Origin of the sequence: Meiothermus sp. (assembly GCF_025056915.1) — a bacterium.
Lineage (GTDB): Bacteria > Deinococcota > Deinococci > Deinococcales > Thermaceae > Meiothermus.
On sequence record NZ_JANWVH010000067.1, the window covers coordinates 1 to 16562 of the forward strand.

17 protein-coding genes are annotated in these 16562 nt (G+C 63.6%); 10 read left to right on the plus strand and 7 right to left on the minus strand.

The features are described 5' to 3' along the window. Positions 1–94 precede the first annotated feature (94 nt). Complete coding sequence (gene aceE / locus NZN28_RS10825; protein ID WP_367275831.1) at positions 95–2815, plus strand: pyruvate dehydrogenase (acetyl-transferring), homodimeric type; 2721 nt, start codon at positions 95–97, stop codon at positions 2813–2815. Between the two features lie 98 nt (positions 2816–2913). After that, positions 2914–4176, plus strand: coding sequence for a dihydrolipoyllysine-residue acetyltransferase (gene aceF / locus NZN28_RS10830; RefSeq protein ID WP_295398078.1), 1263 nt, complete (start codon positions 2914–2916; stop codon positions 4174–4176). 158 nt (positions 4177–4334) lie between these two features. Here the strand turns inward: aceF and NZN28_RS10835 are convergent, their stop codons facing one another. The 4 genes from NZN28_RS10835 to aroA all read right to left on the minus strand — a co-directional run bounded on the left by NZN28_RS10835 (position 4335) and on the right by aroA (position 8824). After that, the gene (locus NZN28_RS10835) at positions 4335–4706 is read right to left on the minus strand and encodes a hypothetical protein (RefSeq protein ID WP_295398080.1); all 372 of its coding nucleotides are present in this window, start codon (positions 4704–4706) and stop codon (positions 4335–4337) included. A 12-nt stretch (positions 4707–4718) separates the two neighbouring features. After that, positions 4719–6608, minus strand: coding sequence for a S8 family serine peptidase (locus NZN28_RS10840; RefSeq protein WP_295398082.1), 1890 nt, complete (start codon positions 6606–6608; stop codon positions 4719–4721). 249 nt (positions 6609–6857) lie between these two features. Continuing rightward, positions 6858–7481: a (d)CMP kinase gene (gene cmk / locus NZN28_RS10845; RefSeq protein ID WP_295398084.1), complete on the minus strand. Its 624-nt coding sequence runs from the start codon at positions 7479–7481 to the stop codon at positions 6858–6860. A 62-nt stretch (positions 7482–7543) separates the two neighbouring features. After that, the gene (gene aroA, locus NZN28_RS10850) at positions 7544–8824 is read right to left on the minus strand and encodes a 3-phosphoshikimate 1-carboxyvinyltransferase (RefSeq protein WP_295398086.1); all 1281 of its coding nucleotides are present in this window, start codon (positions 8822–8824) and stop codon (positions 7544–7546) included. Between the two features lie 317 nt (positions 8825–9141). On the opposite strand from aroA, the gene NZN28_RS10855 reads away from it, so the two are divergent. Next, a complete protein-coding gene (locus tag NZN28_RS10855; RefSeq protein WP_295398087.1) occupies positions 9142–10380 on the plus strand; it encodes a LeuA family protein in 1239 nt (412 codons plus the stop codon). Positions 10381–10386: 6 nt separating this feature from the next. Here NZN28_RS10855 and NZN28_RS10860 read toward each other — a convergent pair whose 3' ends face one another. Both NZN28_RS10860 and NZN28_RS10865 read right to left on the minus strand, forming a co-directional pair. Then, a complete protein-coding gene (locus NZN28_RS10860) occupies positions 10387–10593 on the minus strand; it encodes a type II toxin-antitoxin system HicA family toxin (protein WP_295398089.1) in 207 nt (68 codons plus the stop codon). After that, complete coding sequence (locus tag NZN28_RS10865; protein WP_208014357.1) at positions 10583–10825, minus strand: type II toxin-antitoxin system HicB family antitoxin; 243 nt, start codon at positions 10823–10825, stop codon at positions 10583–10585. The genes NZN28_RS10860 and NZN28_RS10865 overlap by 11 nt, the downstream gene beginning before the upstream one ends. Before the next feature lie 22 nt (positions 10826–10847). On the opposite strand from NZN28_RS10865, the gene NZN28_RS10870 reads away from it, so the two are divergent. The 6 genes from NZN28_RS10870 to lysX all read left to right on the plus strand — a co-directional run bounded on the left by NZN28_RS10870 (position 10848) and on the right by lysX (position 14650). Further along, positions 10848–12092 carry a 3-isopropylmalate dehydratase large subunit gene (locus tag NZN28_RS10870; protein ID WP_295398091.1) on the plus strand — a complete coding sequence of 415 codons (1245 nt, stop codon included), beginning with the start codon at positions 10848–10850 and terminating at the stop codon, positions 12090–12092. Between the two features lie 13 nt (positions 12093–12105). After that, positions 12106–12660, plus strand: coding sequence for a DinB family protein (locus tag NZN28_RS10875; RefSeq protein ID WP_295398093.1), 555 nt, complete (start codon positions 12106–12108; stop codon positions 12658–12660). Beyond that, positions 12660–13163, plus strand: coding sequence for a homoaconitate hydratase (locus NZN28_RS10880; protein WP_295398095.1), 504 nt, complete (start codon positions 12660–12662; stop codon positions 13161–13163). Before NZN28_RS10875 ends, NZN28_RS10880 begins: the two co-directional genes overlap by 1 nt. Before the next feature lie 22 nt (positions 13164–13185). Further along, positions 13186–13509 carry a paraquat-inducible protein A gene (locus tag NZN28_RS10885; protein ID WP_295398096.1) on the plus strand — a complete coding sequence of 108 codons (324 nt, stop codon included), beginning with the start codon at positions 13186–13188 and terminating at the stop codon, positions 13507–13509. Between the two features lie 57 nt (positions 13510–13566). Then, positions 13567–13731 carry a lysine biosynthesis protein LysW gene (gene lysW, locus NZN28_RS10890; RefSeq protein ID WP_295398098.1) on the plus strand — a complete coding sequence of 55 codons (165 nt, stop codon included), beginning with the start codon at positions 13567–13569 and terminating at the stop codon, positions 13729–13731. A 76-nt stretch (positions 13732–13807) separates the two neighbouring features. Then, entirely contained in the window at positions 13808–14650 is an 843-nt protein-coding gene (gene lysX / locus NZN28_RS10895; protein WP_295398100.1) for a lysine biosynthesis protein LysX, read from the plus strand. A 253-nt stretch (positions 14651–14903) separates the two neighbouring features. Here the strand turns inward: lysX and NZN28_RS10900 are convergent, their stop codons facing one another. Continuing rightward, a complete protein-coding gene (locus NZN28_RS10900; RefSeq protein WP_295398102.1) occupies positions 14904–15470 on the minus strand; it encodes a DUF99 family protein in 567 nt (188 codons plus the stop codon). Positions 15471–15506: 36 nt separating this feature from the next. Between NZN28_RS10900 and argC the strand changes: the two genes are divergently transcribed. Continuing rightward, positions 15507–16547, plus strand: coding sequence for an N-acetyl-gamma-glutamyl-phosphate reductase (gene argC, locus NZN28_RS10905; RefSeq protein WP_295398104.1), 1041 nt, complete (start codon positions 15507–15509; stop codon positions 16545–16547). The last annotated feature ends 15 nt before the right edge of the window (positions 16548–16562 follow it).

Here is a 16562-nt window from a genome sequence, read left to right on the forward strand (position 1 = left end):
ATGTAACGCTGATGACAAAGGGTTGTAGTCCAATGCGGAGCATCTGGGGCTGCAAGGCCGTCGGCCTGCGGCCACCGGCTCAAAGGAGCGCCTTATGGTGGAAGACCGTGAACTGATGGCCGCCCGGGCCGGGCTATCGGCTGAGGCGCAGATTCAACTGGAAGACCTCGAGAACCAGGAGTGGCGCGAGAGCCTCGAGTACGTCCTGCGGACGGCGGGCCGTGACCGGGTCGCGCAGCTCATGGAGATGCTCGAGAACTACGCTTACCGCAACGGGGTGGTCATCCACGACAAGGTCAACACCCCCTACGTGAACACCATCTCGGTGGAGCACCAGCCGCCTTACCCCGGCGACCTCGAGCTCGAGCAGCGCATCGCCAACATCCTGCGCTGGAACACCATCGCCATCGTGCAGCAGGCCAACAAGAAAGCCGACGGCATCGGGGGGCACATCTCCACCTACGCCAGCATCGCCGAGTTGATGGAGATGGGCTTCAATCACTTTTTCCGGGGCCAGGACTCCCCCGACCGCGACCTGGTCTTCTACCAGGGCCACATGTCGCCGGGGGTTTACGCCCGCAGCTACCTGGAGGGCCGGCTTTCCGAAGCCGACCTGGGCAAGTTCCGCCGCGAGCTTTTGGGCGGGCCGGGCCGGGGGCTTTCCAGCTACCCCCATCCCTGGCTGATGCCCGACTACTGGGAGTTTCCCACCGTGAGCATGGGCCTGGGGCCATTGCAGGCCATCTACCAGGCCCGCTTCATGCGCTACCTGGAAGACCGTGGCCTCAAGCCCAAGACCAGCGCCAAAGTCTGGGCCTTCCTGGGCGACGGCGAGCAGGACGAGGTCGAGACCCTGGGCGCCCTGCGGGTCGCGGCCTCGGAAGAACTCGACAACCTGGTCTTCGTGATCAACGCCAACCTGCAGCGCCTGGACGGGCCGGTGCGGGGCAACTCCAAGGTGATTCAGGAACTCGAGAGCGTCTACCGGGGCAACGGCTGGAATGTCATCAAGGTGGTCTGGGGGAGCGCCTGGGACGAGCTATTTGCCCGCGATACCGAAGGGGTGCTGCTGGAGCGCATGGAGCAGCTGGTGGACGGCGAAAGCCAGCGCTACGAGGCCTACGGCGGCAAGGAGCTGCGGGAGAAGTTCTTCAACACCCCGGCTTTGCAAAAGCTGATCGAGGGCCTGAGCGACGAAGACCTGGATCGCCTGACCCTCTCGCGCGGCGGCCACGACAACCGCAAGATTTACGCGGCCTTCAAAGCGGCAGCCGAGCACCGGGGCTCGCCCACGGTCATCATTGCCCGCACGGTGAAGGGCTACTGCCTGGGGCCCACCGCCCAGGCCAAGAACGTGGCCCACCAGGTCAAGAAGCTCACCCTGGAAGACCTGCGCGAGGCCCGCGACCACCTGAACATTCCCATTCCCGACCAAGACCTCGAGCAAACCCCCTTCTATCACCCCGGCCCCGACTCGCCGGAGGTGCGCTACATGCTGGAGCGCCGCAAGGCGCTGGGCGGCCTGATCCCCGAGCGGCGGGTGCGTGAATACCGCCTCAACACCCCCGAGCTGGCCTTTTTCGAGGAGTTTCTGGCGGGCTCCGGTGGGCGGGAAATCTCCACCACCATGGCCTTCGTGCGGATGCTGACCAAGCTGGTGCGCCACCCGGAGGTGGGCAAGCTGGTGGTGCCCATCGTGCCCGACGAGGCCCGCACCTTCGGCATGGAAGGGGTGATTAGCTCGGTGGGCATCTATTCGCCCAAGGGCCAGCTCTACACCCCGGTGGACGCGGGCACCGTGACCGTTTACCGCGAGTCCGAGACCGGCCAGCTCTTGCAAGAGGGCATCAACGAGGCCGGGGCCATGTGCAGCTTTATCGCCGCCGGTACGGCCTATGCCAACCACGGGGTGCCCACCATTCCCTTCTACATCTACTACTCGATGTTTGGCCTGCAGCGCGTGGGCGACCTGGTCTGGGCCGCCGCCGACCAGCGCACCAAGGGCTTTTTGCTGGGGGCCACAGCAGGCCGCACCACCCTGAACGGCGAAGGCTTGCAGCACGAGGACGGCCACTCCCACGTACTGGCCCTGCCGGTGCCCAACCTGCTGGCCTACGACCCGGCTTTTGCCTACGAGCTGGCGGTAATCCTGCAGGATGGGCTCAAGCGCATGTACCACGACGGCGAAGACATCTTCTACTACATCACCCTGATGAACGAGAACTATGTCCAGCCGGCCATGCCTGAGCCCCTCGAGGCCACCCGCCAGGGCATTCTGAAGGGCCTGTATCTCTTCCAGAAGAGCGAGCTCAAGAAGCCCAAGGCCAGGGTGCAGCTTTTGGGTTCGGGCACCATCCTGAACGAAGTCATCAAGGCTGCTCAGATGCTCGCCGAGTACAACATCGCCGCCGATGTCTGGAGCGCAACCAGCTACAAAGCGCTGTACTACGAGGCTTTGGAGACGGCCCGCCACAACCGCCTGCACCCCGGCAGCAAGGCCAGGCTCTCCTACGTGGCGCAGTGCCTGAACCCCACCGAAGGCCCCATTGTGGCCGCCTCGGACTATATGAAGGCGCTGCCCGACCTGCTCTCGGGCTACCTGAACCGCCCCATCCACAGCCTGGGCACCGACGGCTTTGGGCGTTCCGAGACCCGCGAGGCCCTGCGTGACTTCTTTGAGGTAGACGCCCGGCATGTGGTGCTGACCGCCCTCTCGGCGCTGCGCGGCGAGGGCAAGGTCAACGTCCATACCCTGAGCGAAGCCATCCAGAAACTCGGCCTTGACCCTGAGCGGGAGGCCCCGCACAAACGCTGACGCACCGCTGAAGGCCATAAGCCGAAAGCAAAACTCTAGCATCTGCATGCCTTTAGCCCTGGGCTTTCGGCTTTCAGCGCGACCGAAGGGAGCATTCCATGGCAGAACTGAAACTACCCGACCTAGGCGACAACGTGACCTCCGCGGTGGTGGTGGGGGTGCTCATCAAAGAAGGCGATACCATCGCGGCGGGACAGCCGGTACTGGAACTCGAGACCGACAAGGCGGTCATGGAAGCCCCAGCTTCCGAAGGGGGTACGGTGACCAAGGTGCTGGTCAAGCCCGGCGACGAGGTGAAAAGCGGGCAGGTGATTGCCGTGCTGGGCGGGGCTGCCTCCGCAGCGGCAGAGGCACCCAAGGCGGCGCCTGCACCTGTGCCGACCCCCGCGCCCGCCACACCCCCAGCCGCCCCTGCAAAACCGGCCCCGGCCCCGGCTCCGGCGGGCCAGCGCAAGCTGATTCCGGCTGCCCCCAGCGTGCGGAGGCTGGCCCGCGAGATGGGCATCAACCTGAGGGAGGTGCTGGGCTCCGGCCCGGCCTACCGCATCTCCGAGCGTGATTTGAAGCGGTTTGCAACTGGGGAAATATCCCCTGCGCCCAGCCCTTCTGCGGCCCCTGCGCCGGCCATGCCCCTGCCCGACTTCAGCAAGTTTGGCCCGGTGCGCCGCGAGGCCATGTCGGGAGTTCGCCGGGCCACCGTGCGCAGCATGGCCCAGGCCTGGAGCACCATCCCAATGGTGACCCACTTCGACAAAGCCGACATCACCGAGATGGAAGCCCTGCGCAAGAGGCTGGCGTCCAGAGCCGAAAAGCGCGGGGCCAAGCTCACCATGACGGCCATTCTGCTCAGGATTGCGGCTGCTGCGCTCAAGCAGTTTCCCAAGTTCAACGCCTCCATAGACACCGCTTCCAACGAGGTCATCTTCAAGGAATACGTGCATATCGGGGTGGCCGTGGATACCCCGACGGGCCTGCTGGTGCCGGTGGTGCGCGATGTGGACAAGAAGGGTGTCATCACCCTGGCCGCCGAGCTGGGCGAGGTGGCGGCCAAAGCCAGAGACCGCAAGCTGACCCCCGAGGAGATGCAGGGCGCATCGTTTACCATCTCCAACCTGGGCGGCATCGGGGGCACTGGCTTCACCCCCATCGTCAACTGGCCCGAGGTGGCCATCATGGGGGTCTCGCGCAGCAGCTTAGAGCCGGTGTGGAACGCCGAGAAGGGCGCTTTCGAGCCGCGCCACATCATGCCCTTTTCACTCTCCTACGACCACCGCCTGATTGACGGGGCCGACGCCGCCCGCTTCTGTCGCTTTGTGGCCGAGATGCTGGAAGACCCCTTCTTGCTGGGATTCGAAGGTTGAGCGATGGAAACCACAAACCCCCAGGAAAGCGCCTGGGGGTTTTGTGGAGGTGAGCCATCGCGCTCTTCACAGAAGTGGCCGCCTGGATGGGCGGCCACTGTTCTGTTCAGAACCAGGCTTTCTCGAACTCGAATGGCTCGGAATATGTGAAGAGCGCTCTAGACTTCGATGTGATCCAGCCGTATGACCTGGTCGGCCAGGGCGATTTCCAACTGGTAGGCCCCGCCCTGGGGCACCTCGAGCCTGAACGAGCCGGTCAGGCTGATGGGTGCGGACAGCTGGGTTTGTTCGTTGTGCAGCGAGGTGACGCCCTCGACCTGGGTCAGCCGGCTGGGGTCGGCCACCAGGTAGCCTTGCAGGTAGGCCTTGTGGCTATCGGGCTTGAGGCTCAGGTCGAGGTAGAAGTCGCCGGCTTTGTAGAGTTGCGACCAGGCCCCGGTGAAGTTTTGTTGGCGCAGCGCCAGCGAGGTCTTGCGGGAGTCCATCACCAGGATGGCTTGAATGGCTGGGCGTTTGGATTCGTTCAACATGGGGGTTCTCCTTTAGTTGCCCGAGACGGCCCAGGTGATGGCGGCCTCGAGCAGGTACATTCCAAAATTGGTGAGTCGGCTGGTTCCGGTGCTGCTGGGGAAGAAGCCCACCCGGCGGGCCGGGGCAATTCCGCTTTGCATAAGAGCGCCGATGTCGTAGCCAAACAGAACCGAACGGGTGGGGTCGGAGGTCAGGCTGGCCACGCTCACCGCCCCAGAGGCCACCTTGCCCCAGTTGAGTGAGTCCGAACTGCTGTAAATGGTCATATTGCTCGAGGGCAGACCCGCCGTGAGGGGGTGGGTATTCCCAAGCAGGGTAACCTGGGTTTGGCCGCTCTGGATGTTGCGATCTCCGGCCTTGCCTCCGGTCATCCGCATCTCGTCAAACAAGTCCCAGTGCATGACCACCACCGGTTTCGCCACATCGCGGAACTTGGTGCCCACACTGGCCGGACTGGCGCTCCCTGAGATAACCACCACATCGTATAAGGCTGCCTCCAGGGTGGAGCTGAGGGTGTCGGTTCGTACCGTCACATCGTAGCCAATGCTCTCCAGGCGGGCCTTCAGGGCCGAGTCGCCTGCCCCCAGAAGGATGTTATTGACCACCAGCAGGGCTTGTTTGCGGGGTACCTCGGGGAATTGCTGCAAGAATCCAACCAGGTTTATGAAGCGATAGCCGCTGACCGAACTGCCCGAATTCCAGAGGCGAGACTCGAGCGTTCCCCAGTGGCCCTGGCTGATCTCGGTCATGGCCAGGGCCAGGGCTCCCGAAACCTGCGGTGTAGCAAAGGAGGTGCCCCGGTAGGAAGCGTAGCGCAAATCTGGATAAGCGCCGGCCACACCTTCGCCTGGTGCCACAAACTCGAGCACCGTGCCCGAGCAAGAAAACAGCGACATCGCCAGGGCACTGCTTACGCTGCCCACACTTAGCAGAAACTGCTGGTTGCTGCCGGTTTTGGCCCAGGCAGCGGGATAGGTGACATTGCTATCGCCGGTGTTCCCCGCAGAGGCAACCACATAACGTCCCTGCGCTGTAGCGGTGTCGACGATGGCCTTTAGCGCCGCGTTGTTCTCGGTGCTCCCCAGCGACAGGTTGATAATCTTGGCATCCATGTTTATGGCGTGCTGAATGCCCGAAATCACATCGGCTACCGTACCTGCCCCATCGCCATTGAGAACCCGGATGGGCAGGATGGTCGCTCGAGGAGCGACTTGCAGGATTAGGCTGGCTACCCCAGTGCCGTGACCGTACATGGCCCCGGCTTGCTCCTGTGGAACGAAGTCTCTTCCGACAAAATCGTAATGCTCAGCCACCGGAGCCAGACGTCCCAAAAACTGAGGGTGGGCCAGGTCAATGCCGGTGTCCAGCACCGCTACCTTGATGCCCTGTCCAAAGCCCCGGGCTAAGGCCTGGGCTTGTGGGAGCTTGGTCAGCAGGAATAGGTAACGGTTTTCGTTGGGGAGGGCGGGTAGGGTGCCGGTGCCCCCGGCCCAGCTATTCCAGCCCCCGGCCCAGGAGTTAAAGCCTCCGGCCCAGCTATTGAATCCCCCGGCCCAGGAGTTGAAACCCAGGGCAGTCGCAGGAGCTCGAACGGTGCTGTTGGGTTCCAGGGTTCTGTTCTGCAACGAGACCCCGCTCCCTTGCAGGGCGGCGGCGGCCTGGCTGCTGAGCTTGAGGATGGCCTTGTCTTCGAGCCAGGCAATCACCTCGCCCCCATAGCGCTGGGCCAGGCCTTCCGGGGTGTCGCTTGCGGCGATGGGCACCGTCAGCAGGTAGCCCTGGCTGCTGGGGGCCGATGCGGTGGGTGGGCTGATACCTCCACAGGCTGCCAGCAGTGCCAGCAGTGCCAGTGCAACGGCTCGTTTGAGCCAGATACGGGTCGAATGGCTTTTTTCAGGCATATGTCTCACTCCTCCAGTGCTAGCGTTCCTGCTGAGTCCAAGGTAGGGAAAAAGACCAAGGTCCAGTGCGAAAAGAACCGTAACCTGCCCTGCGGCGTAACGCCTGGGCTAGGGAGGGTGTGCTGGACGTGCTTGCGGAGGGATGGCGTTAAGGGCGTTATCCCAAAAACGAAGTTGTATTAAGGCCCAGCCCCAGATTGGCGCTGGGGCTGTTTGAGGGTTGCAGGGTTATGGGTGACGCCGAGGGTGCTAGGGCGAGGGGGTGATGTGCTCGAGCACCGCCCGCACCACCCCATCCAGGTCGAGGTGGCTGGTATCCAGAATGATGGCATCTCTGGCGGGGGCGCTTTGCTTCCGGTCGGCTTCGTCGCGCCGGATAATTTCGGCCAGCACCGTATCGAAGGCCGCTTCCCGCTCGGGGACGCGGCGCCTGGCCCGCACTTCGGGGCTGGCGGTCAGGTAAAACTTGTGGCGGGCCTGGGGAAAAACCGTGCTGCCCATGTCGCGCCCGTCCACCACAAACGGTGGTGGAATTCGGCGGAGCACATCGTTCACATACGCCCGGATGGTGGGCCGCACGGCTACGGCAGAGACCATCTGGTCAACCTCGAGGCTGTGCAGTGCTGCGCTTACCTCGTGACCGTCCAGAAAAACCAGGTTCTGGGTGGGGGTGGGTCTCAGCTCGAGCCGGTATTTGCTCAGGCGTTGCTCGATTTCCTCGGCGGGGACGTTCTCGAGCAGGCACATCAGGGCCACCGCCCGGTACAGCAGGCCGCTGGAGATGTAGGGGATGCCCAGCCGCTGGGCAACCAGCTTCGCCACGCTGGTTTTCCCCGAAGCAGAGGGGCCATCTATGGTGATGATGTCATGCATAACTGTCGAGCGCAGGATGCGCACGTGCACCCGGTTGCGAAGCGGGCCGCGGGCCTTTCATGCTAAGCCCGACCCATCAGCCGCTCGAGGTCGTCCCAGAAGCTCGGAAAGCTGATGCTGGCCCACTCGGCCTCCTGTACCGTGACCCCTTTGGGCAGGCCACACACCGCAAAAGCCATGGCGATGCGGTGGTCGTGGAAGGGCTCCACCACGCCGCCGCCCTGCACGCTACCGCCGCGAATCTTAAGCCAGTCCGGCCCGGCCTCGACCCTCACGCCCAGGTTTTGCAGGTTTTTGGCGATGGCCGCCACACGATCCGACTCCTTGACGCGGAGTTCCTCCAGATTGGGAATATGGGTCTCGCCCTCGGCCCAGGCTGCCGCCGCCGACAAAATGGGCACCTCGTCCACCATGAGCGGGATTAACTTGGGGTCTACCGAGACCCCCTTGAGCCTGGACGAACGGGCCCGAATCAGGCCCACCGGTTCGCCGTCCTGCCCTTCGGTGACCTGCCAGCTCACATCGGCCCCCATCTCCTGCAGCACCGTGAGCAGTCCGGTGCGGGTGGGGTTGAGGCCCACGCCCTCCAGGGTGACCTCGGAATCGGGGGTAATCAGGGCCGCCACAATGAAGAAAGCCGCGCTGCTGAAATCGCCCGGAACAATCAGGTCTTTGGCCGCAAAAGGCTCGGCCCGGCGGGTGCGGATCAGGGGGCCCTCGAGTTCGATGGGCAGGCCGTAGTGCCGGAAGGCCCGCTCGGTGTGGTCGCGGGTGGGGGCGGGTTCCACCACCTCGGTGTCTTCCTCGGCGAACAGCCCCGCCAGCAAAACCGCGCTCTTGACCTGGGCGCTGGCCACCGGCAGCTCGTAGTGAATGCCTCTCAGGCCGCCGCCACGAATGGCCAGCGGGGCCAGCCTGCCGCCCTCCCGCCCCTCGATGCGAGCCCCCATCTGCCGCAGCGGTGTGGTTACCCGGCCCATGGGCCGCCGCCGCAGCGAGGCATCGCCGGTGAGTACCGCAAAGATTTCCTGCCCCGAGAGCAGCCCGGCCACCAGCCGGATCAGGGTTCCGGCGTTGCCGCAGTCCAGCACATCGGCAGGTTCCTTAAGCCTGAGGCCCACCCCCTTGATGCGAAAGTGTTCGCCCTGCTCCACAATTTCGGCCCCCAACTGCCGCATCACCTGGGCTGTTGAGAGGGTGTCGCCGGCTTTGAGCGGGTAATAGAGGGTGCTTTCGCCCTGGGCCAGCGCGCCCAGCATGAGCCCCCGGTGGGTGACCGATTTGTCGCCGGGGACGCGCAAGATACCCTTGAGGGATGGGGTGGGGGAGATGAGCCGTTCCATAAGTCCAACCGGGATTATAGCCTGTGGAGGGTTCAGGCCTGACGCGGATCCACCCTTGCGGCTGGCCTGGAGCGGCCAAGAGGGTTGTACCAGGTCTTCGCTTTTCGATTTTTGACCTAAATCTTTGGCGTTTGCCAACCCAAGCCCGAAGGCAGGCCCGGCGAACCTTGACAAGCTCGGGATACCGCCTTTACACTTCTGCCAGGATGATCTTAAGTGCAAAAAAATCCAGCGCCGGGGGGCTAGTCTGAGCTAGTCCGCGCAGCTGCGTATCCCGGCCCGCACACGCTTGCGGGCGGTTTTTTTTGAAGGAGGTTATGTCAGAGCTTGCCCACCCCCACCGCATTGAAATCGTGGACACCACCTTCCGCGATGGGCAGCAGTCGCCGCTGCTTTTCGATACCGAGAAGTATCGCTTCACGCTCGAGGAAAAAAAGCAACTGTTGGCCGGTCTGATTGAGCTGGGTGTGACGCATATCGAGTTCTTCTCGCCGGTGGTGGGGGAGGCCGAGGCCGAAGATGTGCGCGAGCTCATTGCTTATGCCCAAACCCTAACCCACAAGCCCCTTCGCTTTTTGGGGCACTGCCGCACCAACCTGCTGGACATCGAAAAAGCGCTGGAGGTGGGTTGCAACGGGCTGAACCTGTACCTGGGGGTCTCGCCCCTGGCACAGCAGCACAACGCGCAAAAAAGCCTGGAAGAGTCGGTTCGTCTGGCCTGTGAGGTCATTGCAGCGACCCGCCGAACCCACCCCGACCTGTACATCCGCTTTAGCGCGGAGGATGCTTTCCGCACGCCGCTCGAGGACATTTTTCGCCTGTACGATGCGGTGTATCCCTACGTTAACACCCTGGGCATGCCCGACACCGTGGGCATCGCCGAACCTGAAGAGGTGGTGGCCGTGGTGAGCGAGCTGCGGCAGCGCTACCCCAGGGCCAGCCTGGAGTGTCACTTTCACAACGACCGGGGCCTGGCCCTGGCCAACGTAAACGCGGCGGTGCGGGCGGGGGTGCGCTATGTGGACGCCTCCATCTGGGGACTGGCCGAGCGCTCCGGGATTCCCTCGGTTACGGGCGTGCTGTTCAACCTGTCCAAGCGCTACCCCGAGATTGCCGCGCAGTACAACCTGAGCCAGTGCTACCCTTTGAACGTGCTGATGGCCTCCATTCTGGGCACGCTGGTGCCCTACACCGAGCCGGTTTCCCTGACCAACCGCACACACACCGCCGGAGTACACCAAAAAGCTGTGTTGAACGAGAAAAAAGTCTACGAGGCGCACAGCCTGCACGACTTCGGGGTGGACAAAAACCAGCTTCTTCTGGGGCCCCTCTCGGGCTGGCACCTGATTTATTACTACCTGAAGGAAGTGGAAAGTTTTGTAATCAACAAAGAGCAGGCCAAGCTGGTGGCCCAGGAGTTCAAGGCCCGCACCGCCGAGATTGGCCGCCGCAAGAAGCCCGAGGAACTTTTGCTGGAGATTGCCGAGGCCCACGGACTCGCCCGCCACACCCTGCCCGAGGAAGTGCCCACCGCCCGACTGGAGAACCTGGACTAAGCTATGCTAAAGCTTGTTGAATTCCTCCTCAGTCAAGCCGATTTGCTTCAGAATGGCTTTCCAGGTGCCTTTTTTGAGCTCTTTTCGATGAAAGGCGACCACCGTTCTTCTGCCGTCTGGATGTCGAAAAAACCGGTGGCTGCCCCTGGCATCGGCTTCTTCAAACCCCAGGCGTTTGAGTTTGCGAACCACCTCATCGGGTTTAGGCGGCATGGGGTTCGGGAATCTCGAGCTCTACAAAGTCCTCAAAATCGCTGGGTGGAATGGGCTCACCCCACTGGCGCATGGCCTCGAGCATCCCTTCCAGAGCCTCCTGCACATTCGCCAGCGCTTCTTCGCGGCTGTCTCCGTCCGAAAAGACCCCTGCGACCGATGGCACCCGGGCCAGCCAGACCCCAGGTTCTTCGGGGTCTTCGAAGACTTCGACGCGGTAGCGCAGTTTCATACAATCATTATAGAGGGTTGCGATGGGCCTGACTTTAGCTGAAAAAATCCTCTCCAAACGGGCTGGCCGCCTGGTGCGGGCGGGCGAACTGGTGGTGGTGGAGGTAGACCAGGTGATGGTGGTGGACTCCATCGCCGGGAGCTTTTTCAAGCGCCTCGAGCAGCTCCAGGCCACCCCGCGCTTCCCCGAAAAGGTGGCCATCGTGATTGACCACGTGGCCCCGGCGGCCAATGTGGAGGTGGCCAAGGCCCAGAAGGAGATCCGCGAGTGGGGCAACCGCTACGGCTGCCGGGTTTTCGACGTGGGGCGGGGCATCTGCCATCAGGTTTTGGTGGAGGAGCGCCTGGCTTTGCCTGGGGGTATTGTGCTGGGCTCGGACTCCCACTCCACCACCTACGGCGGCATTGCCTGCTTTGGGAGCGGGATGGGGGCCACCGATATCGCCCTGGCGGCGGCCTCGGGACGCACCTGGCTCAGGGTGCCCGAGACGGTCAAGGTGACCTTCAAAGGTCGGCTGGCCCCCGGTGTGACCGCCAAGGATGCGGCCCTGGAAATGGTGCGTGTCCTCACCGCCGACGGGGCCACCTACATGAGTATCGAGATGCACCTAAAGGACGGGGCCGAAGCCCTCACCCGTAGCCAGCGCCTGACCCTGGCCAACCTCACGGTGGAGGCCGGGGCCAAGTGCGGGCTGGTGGTGCCCAGCGGCGAGATTTTAGAACTCTACGAGATACCCGACTGGCTCTACCCCGACCCGGATGCCACCTACGCTAAGGAGGTCGAAATTGACCTTGCAGCCCTCACCCCCCGGATCTCGGTGCCCTTCTACGTGGACAACGTGGAGGAGGTGGCCAGGGTTAGGGGCAAGCGGGTGGATCAGGTGTTTGTGGGCACCTGCACCAACGGACGCCTCGACGACCTGCACGAGGTCGCGGCCATCCTCAAAGGCCGCAAGGTGGCACCGGGGGTGCGGATGCTGGTCATTCCGGCCTCCTCGCAGGTGCTCGAGGCCGCCGCTGCCGACGGCACCCTGCTGACCCTGCTGCAAGCCGGCGCAACCCTGGGTACCCCTGGCTGTGGGCCCTGCATGGGGCGGCACCAGGGGGTGCTGGCCCCGGGCGAGGTGTGCGTGAGCACCTCCAACCGCAACTTCAAGGGGCGCATGGGTGCGGCGGACGCCGAGATTTACCTGGCTTCGCCCAGGGTGGCGGCGGCCAGTGCGGTGGCGGGCTACATCACCACCCCGGAGGAACTGCCGGGGGCTTAGGCTGGGGGGCCTGATGACAGGTTTTGCCCACTCCTACACCACCCTGGGGCGCTTCCTCGACCACTGGGACGGGGTGCGGATGGTCACGCTGAAGCTGCTTGACTGCTTCTCGGAAGAGGACTTGCGGCGCACCCTGTGGCCGGGCTCGAGGACGGTGGGGGAAATGTTTCATCACATCGGGGCGCACCAGTTTTATGCTGCCCGGGGGCTGTTCTTAGGGCAGTGGGAGCCCAGGGGAACCCTGGAGGAAAGCCCCGATGCCGACTGGGACCTGCACAAGCACCTCACCATCTACAAGCCCCTGACCCTCTATCGCTGGCTGGAAAGCGTTCAGCACAGGGTGCGAACCTGGGCCGCGGGCGTGCCCGAGTCTTGCCTGAGCGAGTTCGCTACCGATAACCCCTGGCATGAAGGCATGCGGGGCTGGCTGCTCTTGCAGCACGCCTACCAGGACGAGGTGCACCACCGGGGGCAGCTTTATGCTCTGGCCCGCCAGCTTGGCTACCTACCGCCCGATGTGTTTGCAGTGGACCACCCCGATTACTGGAACGAAAGGAAGTGGAAATAATGCCCAGGGTCTGGAAATTTGGTGACTCCATCAACACCGACGACATCCTCCCCGGCAAGTACGCCCCCTTCATGGTGGGAGAGGACAAGTTTCACACCTACGCCTTCGCCCACCTTCGCCCCGATTTTGCCCCCAACTACCAGCCGGGCGACATCCTGGTGGCGGGCAAAAACACCGGCCTGGGCTCTTCCCGCGAATACGCCCCGGAAGCCCTGCGCAAGCTGGGTCTGAAGGCCATCATCGCCAAGAGCTATGCCCGCATCTTCTACCGCAACCTGGTCAACTTGGGCATTATGCCCTTCGAGGCGCCCGAGGTGGTGGACGCGCTTCAGGACGGCGACGTGGTGGAGCTCGATTTCGAGCAGGGCGTTCTGCGGCGGGGCGCCGAGACCTTTCGGCTCAGGCCCCCGCCCGACTTTTTGCTGGAAGCCCTGAAGGAAGGGAGCATTCTGGAGTACTACCGCAAATACGGGCGGTTCCCCGGCGAAAGCAGCGGGGGGTAGACTGGAAGGGTTGAGGTTTTTTATGGACGACCTGGAAGTGATCTGCCCGGTATGCAACGAACCCAACTACCTCCCTGCCGAAGACCTGGAGGAACTGACCCCCGACGACTACCTCGAGTGCGAGTCCTGCGGGGCCTACCTGCAAATTCTCTCTACTGACCCCCTGGAAGTGGTGGTTATCGAAGACGGCGAGGAGGGGCTTTTTGTGGACTGCCCGGAGTGTGGCCTGACCTTTGAGGTGGAGGGAGACGAAGAAGAGGCGGTCTGCCCGGAGTGTGGGCACCGCTTTGCCCCCGACTGGTCGGATGTGGACGAAGACGAGGAGGACGCCGACGACCGATACTAGGCTGATCGCTGAAAGCCGAGCGCCGGAAGCGTAGCAAATATTTGTGAAGGAGAAACCATGACAGCCGAATGTGTGGAATGTGGAAGCCCGATTGAACTGGAGAACCCCGAGCTGGGCGAGCTGGTGGTCTGCGATACCTGCGGAGCCGAACTTGAGGTGGTGGGTCTGGAGCCGCTCAAACTGCAAGCCGCCCCCGAAGAAGCGGAGGACTGGGGCGAGTAAGACAGGGCCTGGGGGTTGGGGGTGAAGGGCATACCAAGTCCGATCCCCTGACCCCTGACCCCTGACCCTCTGGTTTATGCTGGCGATTCTGTATGACCGCATCCGCCCCGACGAGGAGATGCTCTTCAAGGCCGCCGAGGGGCTGGGCATCCCCTTCAAGAAAATCTACGCCAAGCAACTGCCCATGAAGCTGGGGGTGCGGCCCCCGGAGCTCGAGGGCGTCACCTGCGCGGTGGAGCGCCTGGTCTCGCAGAGCAAGGGCCTGGCGGTCTCGCGCTACCTCAAGAGTTTGGGCATTCCGGTGGTGAACGCGCCGGAGGTCATCGAGGTCTGTGGTGACAAATGGGCTACGAGCTGTGCTTTGGAAGCCCACGGCGTGCCCCAGCCTAAAACCGCTCTGGCCACCGAGGCCGAGGAAGCCCTGAAGCTCATCGAAGAGATGGGCTACCCGGTGGTGATGAAGCCGGTGGTGGGCAGCTGGGGCCGCTTGCTCTCCCTCATCCGCGACCGCGATGCTGCCGAGGCGGTGGTGGAGCACAAGGAGGTGCTGGGCGGCTACCAGCACCAGCTTTTCTACGTGCAGGAACTGGTCGAGAAAGGGGGCCGCGACATCCGGGCCTTTGTGGTGGGCGACACCTGCATTGGGGCCATCTACCGCACCTCGGCGCACTGGATTACCAACACCGCCCGGGGCGGCAGGGCCTCCAACTGCCCCGTCACGCCCGAGCTGGCCGACCTGGCCGTGCGTGCGGCCAGAGCCGTGGGGGGCGGGGTGGTGGCCATTGACCTCTTCGAGTCGCCCCGGGGTTTGCTGGTCAACGAAGTCAACCACACCATGGAGTTCAAGAACTCGGTGAGCACCACCGGTGTGGACATCCCGGCCAAAATTCTGGAGTATGCCTGGAGCCTGCGCCGGTGAAGCGTCTGCGTGTGTTCTGGTCGCTATGGTCTGGCTGCAAGGGGAAGCCGACGCCGTGCCTGAAAACGCAGACCCCGCCAGCCTTCCCCTGCGCCCCCGACCTTTCAAGTGGAACCGGGCTTTCCAGGCCAGCTATAACGACGCCTATCCCCCGGAGCCCCACCCGCTGGAGGGATTTGCCATAGAGCACCAGGCTTTGCTCGAGGCCCTGCAACAGGAGCCAGGCCCGGCGTATCGGGTGTCCCGGAAGCGCTCAGGGCCGGGCCCGGCTCTGCCCGGTGGCGATGCCGCCGGCAATCAGGTGGGCCGCCCGCAGGGGCTCGGGAATGTGGGAGTGTACCGCCAGGTGCCGGAGGACTTGCTCGGCTTGCTTTACGGTCAGCCTGGCACGTTGCACGTAGACCCCAGCCACGGGCTCGACAGCCCCAGCTTTCTGAATCAGCGCCCATTTCTGCTGGCCACCGCGCACCTTGCGGAGGGCGGCTTCGATGGAGGCAAGATCGGGCTTGCGCCTCGAGACCACCAGCACCGGCAGGCCCAGGTTATCCGAGAGTGCCTGGATGTCCACCACGTTGAACCCGCCCAGGGCAATGCCTTGCAGCAGAATTAGTTGCAGGCTGGAGTAGAACTTGGAGTGCTGGATGAGCCCGCTCAAGACACGGGTGCTGTTGCGCCCGTCCCGCCGAACCTGACCGCTCAGCACGCCTTCCAGCCGCAGCCCGTTGTACACCACCCCCACCACCCGCACGTTGCCCCGGTGATGGCGCTCGAAGGGAAAGTCGTCAAAGCCGATTACGTAGGAGAATCCGCCGGTTTTCATAGGGGTGCTTATCGGGTATTCTAGTGCGTTGATTGTATGAGCGAGAAGAAGACCGTTTCGATTGTGGGGGGCTCCGGCTACGCGGGAGGGGAGTTTTTGCGGCTGGCCCTGGGGCACCCTTACCTCGAGGTGAAGCAGGTGACCAGCCGCCGCTACTTAGGCGACCCCGTGAGCCTGGTACACCCCAACCTGCGGGGCCGCACCAACCTGAAATTTGTAGACCCCGCCCAACTGGAGCCCTGCGATATCCTGGTGCTCTCCATGCCCCACGGCGTGGCCGCCAAGGATATCGAGAAGTACCGGGGTCTGGCCCCCATCATCCTCGACCTCTCGGCGGACTTCCGCCTGAAGAACCTGGATCTGTACAAGAAATACTACGGCGAAGACCACCCCCGCCCCGACCTGCTGAACCAGTGGGTCTACGGCAACCCCGAGCTCTACCGCGAGGCGCTCCAAACCGCCAACCACATCGCCTGCTGCGGCTGCAACGCCACCGCCACCCTGCTGGGCCTCTACCCGCTGGTCAAGGAGGGCCTGCTGGCGGCAGGGCCCATTTTTGCCACACTCATGATTTCCACCAGCGCCGCCGGGGCCGAACCGAGCCTGGCCTCACACCACCCCGAGCGCTCGGGCAGCATCCGGGCCTACAAGCCCACCGGGCACCGTCACACCGCCGAAATCCGCGAGAACCTGCCCGGAAACCCCGAAGTCCACCTTACCGCCGTGGCCACCGACCGCGTGCGCGGTATCCTGATGACCGCCCAGACCTTTTTGCGCGAGGGCCTGACCGAAAAGGACGTGTGGGCTGCCTACCGCAAGGTGTACGGCGCGGAGCCGTTCATTCGCATCGTCAAACTCAAAAAGGGCATCCACCGCTACCCCGACCCCAAAGGGGTAGAGGGTACCAACTACTGCGATGTGGGGTTCGAGCTGGAAGAAGACACGAGGCGGCTGGTGGTCATCTCGGCGATTGACAACCTGGTCAAGGGCACGGCGGGCCACGCCATCCAGAGCCTGAACGTGCGGATGGGCTGGCCGGAGACCACCGGTCTGGAATTCACGGGTCTGCATCCGTAGGTTCCGAACCCAAAC

Coding starts and splice junctions, on each gene's coding strand:
- aceE (WP_367275831.1), top strand. CDS start 95: ATGGTGGAAGACCGTGAACTGATGGCCGCCCGGGCCGGGCTATCGGCT.
- aceF (WP_295398078.1), top strand. CDS start 2,914: ATGGCAGAACTGAAACTACCCGACCTAGGCGACAACGTGACCTCCGCG.
- NZN28_RS10835 (WP_295398080.1), bottom strand. CDS start 4,706: ATGTTGAACGAATCCAAACGCCCAGCCATTCAAGCCATCCTGGTGATG.
- NZN28_RS10840 (WP_295398082.1), bottom strand. CDS start 6,608: ATGCCTGAAAAAAGCCATTCGACCCGTATCTGGCTCAAACGAGCCGTT.
- cmk (WP_295398084.1), bottom strand. CDS start 7,481: ATGCATGACATCATCACCATAGATGGCCCCTCTGCTTCGGGGAAAACC.
- aroA (WP_295398086.1), bottom strand. CDS start 8,824: ATGGAACGGCTCATCTCCCCCACCCCATCCCTCAAGGGTATCTTGCGC.
- NZN28_RS10855 (WP_295398087.1), top strand. CDS start 9,142: ATGTCAGAGCTTGCCCACCCCCACCGCATTGAAATCGTGGACACCACC.
- NZN28_RS10860 (WP_295398089.1), bottom strand. CDS start 10,593: ATGCCGCCTAAACCCGATGAGGTGGTTCGCAAACTCAAACGCCTGGGG.
- NZN28_RS10865 (WP_208014357.1), bottom strand. CDS start 10,825: ATGAAACTGCGCTACCGCGTCGAAGTCTTCGAAGACCCCGAAGAACCT.
- NZN28_RS10870 (WP_295398091.1), top strand. CDS start 10,848: ATGGGCCTGACTTTAGCTGAAAAAATCCTCTCCAAACGGGCTGGCCGC.
- NZN28_RS10875 (WP_295398093.1), top strand. CDS start 12,106: ATGACAGGTTTTGCCCACTCCTACACCACCCTGGGGCGCTTCCTCGAC.
- NZN28_RS10880 (WP_295398095.1), top strand. CDS start 12,660: ATGCCCAGGGTCTGGAAATTTGGTGACTCCATCAACACCGACGACATC.
- NZN28_RS10885 (WP_295398096.1), top strand. CDS start 13,186: ATGGACGACCTGGAAGTGATCTGCCCGGTATGCAACGAACCCAACTAC.
- lysW (WP_295398098.1), top strand. CDS start 13,567: ATGACAGCCGAATGTGTGGAATGTGGAAGCCCGATTGAACTGGAGAAC.
- lysX (WP_295398100.1), top strand. CDS start 13,808: ATGCTGGCGATTCTGTATGACCGCATCCGCCCCGACGAGGAGATGCTC.
- NZN28_RS10900 (WP_295398102.1), bottom strand. CDS start 15,470: ATGAAAACCGGCGGATTCTCCTACGTAATCGGCTTTGACGACTTTCCC.
- argC (WP_295398104.1), top strand. CDS start 15,507: ATGAGCGAGAAGAAGACCGTTTCGATTGTGGGGGGCTCCGGCTACGCG.